9 protein-coding genes are annotated in these 10,673 nt (G+C 58.1%); 3 read left to right on the top strand and 6 right to left on the bottom strand.

Annotated features, from left to right (window positions below):
• A partial coding sequence (locus NTW95_06755) for an ImmA/IrrE family metallo-endopeptidase (protein MCX6557117.1) occupies positions 1-969 on the bottom strand: 969 nt, incomplete at its 3' end.
• A 240-nt stretch (positions 970-1,209) separates the two neighbouring features.
• Between NTW95_06755 and NTW95_06750 the strand changes: the two genes are divergently transcribed.
• The 3 genes from NTW95_06750 (at position 1,210) to NTW95_06740 (ending at position 5,207) form a co-directional block, all read left to right on the top strand.
• On the top strand, positions 1,210-2,433 hold the full coding sequence (locus NTW95_06750; GenBank protein ID MCX6557116.1) for an ATP-binding protein: 1,224 nt from the start codon (positions 1,210-1,212) through the stop codon (positions 2,431-2,433).
• A gap of 264 nt (positions 2,434-2,697) precedes the next feature.
• On the top strand, positions 2,698-4,176 hold the full coding sequence (locus NTW95_06745; protein ID MCX6557115.1) for a hypothetical protein: 1,479 nt from the start codon (positions 2,698-2,700) through the stop codon (positions 4,174-4,176).
• Entirely contained in the window at positions 4,173-5,207 is a 1,035-nt protein-coding gene (locus NTW95_06740) for a hypothetical protein (protein ID MCX6557114.1), read from the top strand. Before NTW95_06745 ends, NTW95_06740 begins: the two co-directional genes overlap by 4 nt.
• Before the next feature lie 51 nt (positions 5,208-5,258).
• Here NTW95_06740 and NTW95_06735 read toward each other — a convergent pair whose 3' ends face one another.
• From NTW95_06735 to NTW95_06715, 5 genes are all read right to left on the bottom strand, one after another.
• Positions 5,259-7,472 carry a DUF5916 domain-containing protein gene (locus tag NTW95_06735; protein ID MCX6557113.1) on the bottom strand — a complete coding sequence of 738 codons (2,214 nt, stop codon included), beginning with the start codon at positions 7,470-7,472 and terminating at the stop codon, positions 5,259-5,261.
• A gap of 151 nt (positions 7,473-7,623) precedes the next feature.
• Positions 7,624-7,896, bottom strand: a complete 273-nt coding sequence (locus NTW95_06730; protein ID MCX6557112.1) for a hypothetical protein — start codon at positions 7,894-7,896, stop codon at positions 7,624-7,626.
• Between the two features lie 34 nt (positions 7,897-7,930).
• Entirely contained in the window at positions 7,931-8,785 is an 855-nt protein-coding gene (locus NTW95_06725) for a PIG-L family deacetylase (GenBank protein ID MCX6557111.1), read from the bottom strand.
• A gap of 4 nt (positions 8,786-8,789) precedes the next feature.
• Positions 8,790-9,773 carry a hypothetical protein gene (locus NTW95_06720; protein MCX6557110.1) on the bottom strand — a complete coding sequence of 328 codons (984 nt, stop codon included), beginning with the start codon at positions 9,771-9,773 and terminating at the stop codon, positions 8,790-8,792.
• A complete protein-coding gene (locus tag NTW95_06715; protein ID MCX6557109.1) occupies positions 9,770-10,636 on the bottom strand; it encodes an ROK family protein in 867 nt (288 codons plus the stop codon). The genes NTW95_06720 and NTW95_06715 overlap by 4 nt, the downstream gene beginning before the upstream one ends.
• Positions 10,637-10,673: the final 37 nt, after the last annotated feature.

Genomic DNA, 10,673 nt, shown 5'->3' with positions numbered 1-10,673 from the left:
TTCTGACACAGATCCTGAATAATCGGCCGCCTCCAGGGCGTACGGTTCCTCTTTAGCGGATAAGGTTTTATGGAATCGTAGTCGGTAATCGTTTTGGAACAATTTCCATATATTGATTCCGGGTATATTTTCATGCAGCCGGTACAGAACGGTTTTATAACTAACCTTGAAGATACGCTTTATTTTTAAAACTCGCTTGGATAGGGGCAGGCCATAGGTGTTTTGCCACTCCCTTTGAAACAGTTCCTGAGGCATTAGGAAGTAGGAAGCGAAAAGGTTCGCTTCATTTTCTTCTTCTTTGTTCTCGTCTATTTGGCAGACATCATATGCCGGTAGGTGTAGCACCAGATGTCCTAGTTCATGAGCCGCGGTAAAAATCCAACGCTCGACCGGAATGCGCTCCCATGTGTTGACAATAATAGCTGGACCTCTGTCCTGGGCGGAAACGGATAGTCCAAAAAAGTTAGTTGAAGACTTCCGTACCGAAATAACTTTGATGCCATTGGCTTCCAGTAGACCGCAAATATTGACAATGGTTTCATCGGTTTTGAGATTAAAGAGTTTCCGGACTTGCATGGCGATCTCTTGCAGATCCCTTTTACCTTTGGGAGAAGTTTTAAGCCTGGCCAGCTTGTTGTCATTTTGTATATTCAACACGTTTTCCAATTCGGCATAATTTTCCAACTTTTCGCCGATCTCGGCCAGGATCTGCTCACGGTTGTTGAAGGTCTTTTGCGAGCGGAAGCGGACATGGGACAATTCCCTGACAGGGGAGACAAGTTCGCGGATGTTCACAGAGAGAGCGGTGGCGATCGCTTTCAGGGTATCTACCCGGGGCTTGGATTCCCTGTTTTCGATCTTGCGGTAGCCGACGCGGGAAATGCCGGCGGCTTCAGCCACTTCCTGCTGGGATAGTTTTTTAGCCTTGCGCAAACGCAGTAAATTCCCGGCAATGATTTTGTTCTCCATTTTCCTCCTCCGTATTAATGATAATATAGATATCAGAAATTGTCAACATGATAACTAATAAATAAAGAGAAGAGCGTAAAAATCCGAGTGTGAATGAATTTGGGATTCTGGGCATGGATGCGAGCGGAGGTTTTCAGGGTAAAGCGAAGAAAATTGATTTTGGCCGAAGGCTATTGACAAGCACAAAAGAATCGTCTAATATGCAATCAGATTGCATTATGGACGATGCGGGGGTGGCCGATGTATATCCGACGCGATTTGGAACGATTCATCAAAACGGCTTCCGAACAATTTCCGGTGCTGTTGGTCACGGGAGCCAGGCAAGTCGGCAAAACGACGATGCTGCGGCACCTGGCCGAAGCGAAGAGAAGCTATGTCACTTTGGATGATCCGTTGATTTTAAAACTGGCCAGGACCGAACCGGCACTGTTCATCCAACGCTTCCCGCCGCCGGTCCTAATCGATGAAATTCAATACGCTCCGGACATTCTGACGCATATCAAAATGGAAGTGGACAAGTCCGGAGGGCGGGGTTTGTACTGGTTGACCGGCTCGCAGCCGTTCCATTTGATGAAAGGCGTTTCCGAATCCCTGGCCGGCCGCATCGGTGTGGTCCAGCTGATGGGAATTTCGCAGCAAGAATCCCTGGCAAAAAAGAAATTTAGCGATCCCTTTTTGCCGACACCGGAAACGCTCAAGAATCGGGTAAAAGACGGAAAATCTTTTTCGCTGCCGGAATTGTATACGAGAATATGGCAGGGGTCGTTTCCCGCGGTTGTTTTGAACGAGCGCATGGACCGCGATTTGTTTTATTCGTCATATGTCCAGACATACCTGCAGCGGGATATCCGGGATTTGGCCAAAGTCGGCGATGAGATCGCCTTCTTCCGTTTTCTGCGGGCAACCGCGGCCCGAACCGGTCAATTGCTCAATCTTGCCGAGTTGGCACGGGATGCGGATGTGTCTCCGAACACCGCAAAAAATTGGCTTTCCATCCTGCTGGCTTCCGGCATTGTTTACCTGTTGGAGCCTTATCATCATAACGTCAGCAAGCGTCTGGTCAAGCGGCCCAAACTCTATTTCCTGGATACCGGGCTTTGCAGCTACCTGACCGAATGGTTGACCCCCATGACTCTGGAGGCCGGCGCCATGTCGGGTGCGATCCTGGAAACGTGGATATTCTCCGAGATATTGAAGGGGTACTGGCATAACGGCCGCCGGGCACCATTTTACTATTATCGCGATAAAGATCAGAAAGAAATCGATTTGATTATTTTTCAGGATGGGGTGATTTATCCCTTGGAATTCAAAAAAACGGCTTTGCCTACCCAGAACGATGTCAGGCATTTTAAAACCCTGGGCCGGCTGAAAACTCCAGTGGGGCCGGGCGGTGTAATTTGTCTGGCCCCTGCCGCCCTGCCTCTAAGTGATTCTATTTTTATCATTCCTGTTTCCGCAATATGAGATTCTGGGGACGTTTCGAAAACGGCGAATTTTTGTTGTATAAAAAAAGCAAAATTGGATTATTTAGTTGCAACTTCAATGGGTAACTCCTGAATTTTGAATTTCATCAAATAGGATATCCGCTTGGGGTTTTGGAAGAGTTGTTTGAAAGTATGAAAGCGGATGGTTTTTTTTACTAAATAAAAAAAATGACTTTTTTCCTATTCTCCCGGAGGAATTTTTACCCAATATTACGTCTATACGATGCATGGAGGTGAGGCAAAGATGAACAGGACGAAAGAAAAATGGTTATGGCCGCATTCCCTGTTGATCGTCGGCGTGGCCCTGATCGGTTTTTGCACCGGTTGCCAGCCGTCCCGCGAGGATCCGGCCCGCCTGGATGTTGATGAAATGGCCGACAACGTTTACAGTGACGAAGGGACGCTGTTGAACGACACGTTCCGCATCGACATTTCGGAAATCAACCTGGAGCTGACCTATCATCCTGCCGCCGCCGTAGTGGACGGGACCTGCCGGATCCGCTTCACCATGCGCCCCGGGCAGAACCGCCCGCTGGTTCACTTCAACCCGGCCGTCCGCGGCCAGGTCCTCCAGTACCTGCAGCTGGATGACCGGGTTTGGCCGAATCCCGTTGATGGCATCCGCATCGTCCATTTTACCGGCTCGGCCCAGCCGGCCGTAGAGATCCAGCAGGATATCGTTGATAACGGCGAACACCTGCTGACCGTCGGTTACCGCCTCCAATTTTCGTCCGGCTACCCGATGTTCGTCACTCAGGTCAACGACTTGCAAGGAGTCGGCAACGAGGAAATCTTCCCCACCATCAACAGCCCGCGCGAGCTGATCCGTCACCTGATCACGCTGCGGGTCGAGGGCGGCGCGCCCTACCGCTGCCTCGGTTCGGGGCTGGTGCAAAAGACCGAAAATTCCGTTGTGCAGGAATGGACCCTCGACAGCGAAAGGGAGGTCGCTTCTTATGGCATCATGTTCGCCTTGGTTCCCGCCGCCGATACGCTCTACCGCGAACGGTCGATCGCCGGCATCCCGGTGCGCATCATGGCTTTTGTCGGCGGCGCGTCCATCGATGCCGCTTTCAGCGAGCTCGATTCCTGGCTGGTGCAGCTGCAGGCCGATATCGCCCCTTTCCCCATGCCGCGCGGCTTGAGCATTTTCCTGACCAACAGCGGCGGCGGCATGGAATATTATGGCGGCAGCGTCACCTCGTTGCCGGCCATGAGCCACGAAGTGTTTCACATGTATTTCGCCTGCAGCGCCGTCGCCGCCACCTATCGCGATTCCTGGTGGGACGAGGCCATCACCTCGTGGTACGACCGCAGCTATCCCGCTTACCTGGTGCCGATCAACGAAGGCTACCAGTCGAACATGGTCAGCGGCCGCTCGCCGATCGCCGTCGGCTTCGACACCCGCGCCTATTACCAGGGCAGCCAGATCATGGAAACGCTGGCCCAGCGGCTGGGCGGCCGGGCGGCCATGACCCGTTTCCTGAGCCAGGTCTACCGCGACCATGCCTGGTCGCCGTTCAGGACCATGGACCTGGCCGCTTATTATCATGATTATTCCGGAATCGATGTCAACGCCGATTTCCGCGACTGGTTCTACCGCGGCAACGCCGCCGCGACCGGAGTGGCCGCCATGCCGGTGCCGGAGGATCAGCAGGTCGACCTGACGCCGCCGCCGGTGGTCCTGGAAAAATACAATTACGAAAAGGAGGACGGCCTATGAACAGCAAAATGTTGCTGCCGGCCGCCGCGCTGTTTTTCGTCGTTGCCTCGGGCCTCGGCGCCCTGCCTCCCCGGGAGGGGCAGGCGGATGATACAAGCGAGCAAATACGGCCGCTGACGCTGGAAGTTTTCGGCGGTTTCACACCCATCCGGCCCGTTGACTTGAATCTCCTGGCCGATTATTACAATGCCTATCCGCTCTTTTTCTACAGCGCGCAATACAACTACCTGCACGACGCGTACGGGAGCCGCTTCACCTATTCCGCCAGCCGTTCCGGAGACGACCGGCTCAAAGGCATCCGCAGCGGCTTTCCCTGCGGACTGCGGCTGAGGTACGCTCTCTCGCGCTCCTTCTCGCTGTGGCTGGGCCTGGAATATCTGAAGCAGAACCGGCTGTCCGGTACATCGATCCGCTACCAGATCGACGACCGTTCCTATGGGCTGATCCAGACCGACCCCCAGGAAGTCACGGCCGTTTATCCCGATTTTTTCCTCGGCGTCTCGGCCTGGATCCCCCAGATCGGCGCCCGCCTGGCCGAGCCCCTGGGAAAAAACTGGCAGCTGGGCGGATCGCTCGGCGCCGGGCCGTTGCTGGCCCGCTGCCGCAGCGTGGTGGAAACGGGGTACCGCTACCAATATGTCAACGGCTACTGGTCGGAGAGCCATTATCTGCTGGAGATGAAGGGGAAGGGGGTAGGGTGGGCGCTCGAGCTGAACGCCGAACTCCGGCGCCGGCTCACCCGGCGCTGGTCCCTGTTCCTGGCCGCCGGGTATGCCTGGCGCCGTGCCGGCACCATCGAGGGGGAGGGCCACAATCAAAGCCTCGCCCTCGACAGCAATGCCGTCCAGGACCTGGTTGAAAACAACTGGAGCGGGCGCTGGCAAAAACAAACCGCGCTCGTTCAGCGCTTCTGGGGGGAATTCAGCCAAGCCTATTACGGCAACTATTTCAACGACTCCGAGGCCGCGGAGAATTTTGTCTTGGATCTTTCCGCCTGGCAGCTCAAGGCCGGAGTTGCCTGGGGCTTCTAAGGGAGATCGCCGCTACGCCGGGGGAAGTTTTTTAGTTTCCTGGCTCGGCGGTCAGAACTGGTAGCGGTAGCTGACCTTGAAGAAGAAACTCTGGCGCGTCTGGTAGTATCTTTCGCCGGTCACGTCGCGCTGCCAGCGGCTGTCCGACCAGACCTGGCTCTCGCTGAGCGAACCGTAGCCCAGGTAGATCACCGTGCCCGGGATATAGGTGAACGAGGCCAGGAAGTCGCCCAGGACGCGCTTGGCGAAGCTGTCGTACTGCACCAGGCCGCGGACGAACAACTTGGGGCTGAATTGATAGGTCAGGCGGCCGCGCCAGATACCCTGGTCGTAGACCTTGTCGCCGGTTTCCAGGCGGCGGAAGCGGCTGATGACGTGCTCGGCGAACAGGTTCAGGTTCTTGGTGGGCTGCAGGGTGAAGTTGGCGTGGAACTGGGTGCGGTTGCCCAAAAACGGGTTCAGCGGATCGTAATAGATGGCGTCGCCGAAGCTGAAGCAGGAGTGGAGGTTGATCCACTTGAAGGGCTGCAGGTTGACGTACATCTGGCCGAGGGTGCGTTGGAATGCCTGGCCGGCCCAGCATTCCTGCGCCAGGTAGATGTTGGCGCCGGTGCTGCCCTTGAGGATGAAATTGGCATCCACTCCCATCTGCAGCTCTTTATCGTCCATGCCGCTGACCCGGTCATGGGTGTAGGCGGCGAACATTGAGGGGAAAACGCTGAAGAGCCAGGGGATTTTTTTGGGGTTGGGCACGAATTGCCGCTGCAGGTAGAACCTGAGGGCGGAAATGCCGCTGCGCTGGTAAAAGGCCGTATCCATCTGGAAACCGGGATCGATATTTTCGGCCATGACCGCGAAGAATGTCTTGTCAGTGGAAAAAGTGTATTCGGCGGTCAGCGATCCGCCGCTGGTCTTGCCGCCCGCTTCGGGACGGTCGCTGGACGACTGGATGTAATTGCCGGTCAGCTGGTGGTTCTTGAGGAAACGGAAGGAGAAATCGGCGGCCAGGGCGCGGTTGTATTCCTCGCCGAACTCGCGGCCGCTGTAGAGAACGCCCACATAGTTGTTGGTGCCCAGCCCGAACTTGCCGCGGCCGATCCAGAAGGTCGCCTTGCGGCCCAGCCAGGGGTTCTCCTCGCCGTCCCAGGGATTGCCCGGGGAACGGTCGGCCGCAGCCAGCAGGGCGAAGGAGCCCTTGCCCTGTTCGCCGGTGAGGCGCAGCCCCCATTGCGGGTCGACAATGAGCCGCGTATGCACCGGCATGGACATATTGGACAGGCCGTCGCCGATCCCGCCCAGGTCGAACAGGTTGCCCGCTTCCATGAAAAAGGGGCGTTTTTCCGAATAGAACACCGGGTAGCGCTGGTTGACCGTGACCTGCATCGAATCGCTCTCGACCTGGCTGAAGTCGGGGTTCAGCGTGGCTTCGGCCACGATCGACGATGTAATGCCGTATTTGATGCCGATGCCCAGGTCACGGGTCTGGTCGGCGCCGGACCAGGAAGAAGGCGATGTGCGGTTCCAGCCGGAACTGTAGGTCATAGAAGGCAGGGCTTCCAAAACCATCGACCGTGACAGTTCTGGGATCGCCACATCGGCCTGCGATCCGCCGATGCCTTTGCCCGGGACCAGCTCGGGCCAGGAGCCGCTCATGCCCAGCCGGCTGATGCGGCGCCAGAAGACCACGCCCATGCGGATGTTCTTGCCGCTGGCGAAACGGATGTTTTTAAGCGGCTGGCAGATCTCGACGATATAGCCGTCGGCAACGATTTTCCCGGCGCTGTGCCATACCCAATCGGTGGAAGCGTCCTCGCGGTCGCCGGTGCGGAAGATGTCGCCCTGGACGCCGCTGGGATTGACGAACAGCTCATAGCCGTATTTCTTGCCGCCCACGGTATCGATCGACAGCCCCACCCAGTCGTCCTCGAAAATGCCATCGCGCTTGGTCAGCGAGGTTTTGATCCGGTCGGGCTGGCTGTCGAAGCAGTGGAAGGCGAAGTAAAGGTTCTTGTCGTCGTAGGCCAGATAGGCCCGGGTGCGCTGGGGCAGTTCGTTGCCGTTGACCGGGTTGTAGGTCACCCAGACATCGTCGACCACGACCGCCGATTTCCAGACCTCGTCATCCAGCGAACCGTCCAGCACGGGCGGCGCCGATGCTTTTACCGGCTCCAGGGTGCGGATGTTCTGGCGGACGCCCACGATGGCGGCCGCGGCCATGCCGGCCAGCACGAATATGATGACTATAAAAAAAAGCAGCTTTTTCATGGTCGCTCCTTTCGTCGTTCGTAAAATTAGACGTGGAACGCTTGAAAAAGTTGTCAAAAAAAGTCGAATAAAAAAAAATATGACTTAAGTTCTAAACTAAACCCTGGAGATTATTCGGCTTTCGCGATGGCGGTTTCACGCCGCTCTTCCCTTAGAAGCGGATCACGTCGGCCAGTAGCGACACGCTGACCACGTATTCCAGGTTGACGTACACGGAATGGCGGTTGGGATGGATGCCGGTCTTGCTTGAGTCGAGCACGTAGCGCTCCTTGGGAATCGAAGTTTCGCCGCTGTCGTGAACGTCGACGTTGGTCAGCAGCAGGCAATCGCCGCGCACTTCGGCCAGGGTGCCGATATAGATCCAGGGCGAGCGGGTGTCGACCACGACCGGCTGTTTGAGCAACTGGAGCAGGGCTTCCTTCATGGCTGTTTATCCTCCACGACCGCAAGTCGGCCCGTCAAAATGGCTGGAATTTCCTGATGCGCGAACGGACGTCGGCCTGGAAACGCTCGATGCGGCCGGCCACGAAATCAGCCATATCCAGGTTGCCGTCGACCACGAGCGGGGTCAGGTCCATGGCGAACAGCGCCAGCTTCTCGGGGCCGGGCGCTGGCGGGTACTGGAAAGCGGCGTTGGCGCGCAAGCGGCCGATGAAAGCCGCATCATAGCGCCGGCCGCCGCCGAGCTGGGATTTGTGCTCGCGCAGCTGTGAGGCCAGAAGCGGGTCGGCGCCGTTGAGGTCGAAGACCACTTTTTCCTTGTCGTCCAGCCAGTCCAGCCCGCGCCAGACTTCGCAACCGTACATTTTTTGCGGCCGTTCCTCGGGCTTCATCCAGCGGATGGCCCGGATCAGGGCCGCGGTCACTGCCACGTGCGTGTCGTGCTTGTCGGCCAGGTTGTGGCTGTACACAACGCGCGGCCGCATCGCCTCCAGAATGATCAACAAGTCCTGTTCCAGCGCCGGATTTTTGTGGTCCAAGATCTCCCGGCTCGGATAACCCAGCTGCACCAGCAACCCGTATCCGCCCAGCGCCGCCGCTGCGCGCTGCTCTCGGCGGCGGATCTCCTTCATCTCGTCCGGGCTGTTTTTGGCGAACGGGCCGGAGCGCGGAACAACGGCGCCGTCGGCGCAGACGACCCCGGCGAACGAACGGTCGGCTTTTTGATGACACTCCAGGATGGCCTGACCGGCCAGCAATTCCAGATCATCGGGGTGGGCGCCGACGCCCAGGTGGATCACCCGCTTCAGGGCTTCGTCCTCCGGTTTTTCGTCCGGAATATAAAAATCGGCGGAGGCGTTGAGGCTTTTCATTGCTCTATTTTGCTCCTTGAGGGGATAATATAGCGCAAACAGGGTCGGTTTGGCAAATGGCCGGCGACCATATTTCTTCCATGGTGAAATCGACCCAGATCAGGTCCGATGCATTGGGGAGGCGGGACAACAAAGCCTTGCCGATATCCTGGGCCGGATTGGCCAGCCGCTGCCACCACCCCCTGTCGGCGGGGTAGCCGAATTGGAAGCCGACCGGCGCCGGGGCGAAATTTTTTCCCCATTGTTCAAAGTGTTTCAGCATCTGCGCGAACGAGGCGAAGCGCTGGCTGTCGTTGATGAAGACCAAGCCCCGGCGGTAAGTTGGCGGCATCCTGGCCGCGAGCCAGTGTTTGAGAAACAACTGGTAGCGCGGATTGAAGGAGCGCACGCTTTGGCTCCAAGCCTCGGCCTGAGCGTCGGTGATTTTTATCCCGGCGCTGTTTTGCCGGCTCCAGCAGTGCCACTCGACGTCCACGCCGAAGCCGATCACGCAGGGGTGCCTGGCGTAGCGCCCCAGCGCCAACCGGATCAGCGTGTCGACGTCGGCATTGCCCGGCTCCACCTGCAGCCAGACCTGGAACCCGTTGCGGTCAAATTGCTCGAGATAGGCTTCATTGACGTCACGGGGTGCGAAAACGATATTGGCGCAGGCGGCGCCGCCGGCGGGAGCCGGGAAGGAGAGGAGCACGCGGCCGCTGTAGCCTTTTTCTTCCGAGGCCGCCGGTGCCCTTTCCATGGTGCCGACGATCCAGACCAGGACCGGGGCGGCCCGGGTGAAAGCGGAGGCCATGGAGCGGGCGGCCGCGAGCCAGTAGGCCGGGGCCGGAAAACCGTGGCGCGGTCCGTATGGCGACGAGCGCAACCCGGCGCGGCAGGACGCCGCTGGAACTGGAGGGACGGTGTCGGTCCCAGCTGTGGCGGCGATCGCCAAAAAAAACAGCATAAGCACCGCCGCGGTTCGTGCCCGGTCCGGCCCGTTTTTCTTCATGTGCGGGAAATGGACGTGTCCACGGACAGACACAGGGCTGCGGCGCCCAGGAGCGATATGTCGGGCGTTTGGGCGGGCTGGATGACCGTCCTGGCCAGGGCGTGCGGGTAAGCGAACGACGCGAACTTGCGGCGCATGGCTTTTTCGAAAAAAGGCCATGCCCGGCTCACCGATCCCCCCAGCACGATGATTTCGGGATCAAAGGCGTAGAGGGCGATCATGACCGCATCCCCGAGGTTTTCCCCGAAGGTTTCGAACATCTCCAGGGCCTGGGAATTCCCCTCCCGGGCCCGTTCATACAAAACCCCGCCATCCATTCCGAACTGGTGTTGAAAAAACTGGCCGCTGCTGTAGTATTCAACGTTGTGCTCCCGGTAGGGGATCTTGCCGATCTCGCCGGCGCCGCAATGGCGGCCGCAACGCAGCTCGCCGTCCATGATGATCCCGGCCCCGAGCCCGGTGCCCAGGATCATGCCGACCAGGTTCCTGAAGCCGCGGCCGGCACCGAAACGGAATTCGCCCAGGGCGAAGCAGTTGGCGTCGTTGTTGACGTGGACCGGGACGTTGAACGTGTTTTGCAGGTGCTCCCTGAGCGGCACCTCGCGCCAGGAGGGGATGTTCCCCACCGCGTACACGATGCCCTTTTCCGCGTCCACCAGGCTGGGGACGCCGATGCCGATGGCAATGACCCGATGGTCAAAGACGGCGGCGATGGTTTGGCAAACCTCCTGCAGCACCTGGTCCTGGCTGCCCAGAGCGGTGATCGGGCGGGCGCAGCGCGCGGTTATTTTCCGGCCGCTGATTTTCCCGGCCCGGACATTGGTGCCGCCCAGATCCACGCCGACGACCGTTTGCTTATTCATGGTTATCCATGGGCGATTGTAGGAAAATTAAGTATGA

Source organism: Candidatus Aminicenantes bacterium, assembly GCA_026393795.1.
Lineage (GTDB): Bacteria > Acidobacteriota > Aminicenantia > UBA2199 > UBA2199 > UBA2199.
Note: the sequence above shows the minus strand (reverse complement) of the source record. Positions and strands in the feature narration are given on the sequence as shown.

Excerpts from the sequence above, each read along its gene's own strand:
- NTW95_06740 (MCX6557114.1), top strand. The coding sequence starts at position 4,173 with ATGAACAGCAAAATGTTGCTGCCGGCCGCCGCGCTGTTTTTCGTCGTT.
- NTW95_06715 (MCX6557109.1), bottom strand. The coding sequence starts at position 10,636 with ATGAATAAGCAAACGGTCGTCGGCGTGGATCTGGGCGGCACCAATGTC.
- NTW95_06720 (MCX6557110.1), bottom strand. The coding sequence starts at position 9,773 with ATGAAGAAAAACGGGCCGGACCGGGCACGAACCGCGGCGGTGCTTATG.
- NTW95_06750 (MCX6557116.1), top strand. The coding sequence starts at position 1,210 with ATGTATATCCGACGCGATTTGGAACGATTCATCAAAACGGCTTCCGAA.
- NTW95_06725 (MCX6557111.1), bottom strand. The coding sequence starts at position 8,785 with ATGAAAAGCCTCAACGCCTCCGCCGATTTTTATATTCCGGACGAAAAA.
- NTW95_06730 (MCX6557112.1), bottom strand. The coding sequence starts at position 7,896 with ATGAAGGAAGCCCTGCTCCAGTTGCTCAAACAGCCGGTCGTGGTCGAC.
- NTW95_06745 (MCX6557115.1), top strand. The coding sequence starts at position 2,698 with ATGAACAGGACGAAAGAAAAATGGTTATGGCCGCATTCCCTGTTGATC.
- NTW95_06735 (MCX6557113.1), bottom strand. The coding sequence starts at position 7,472 with ATGAAAAAGCTGCTTTTTTTTATAGTCATCATATTCGTGCTGGCCGGC.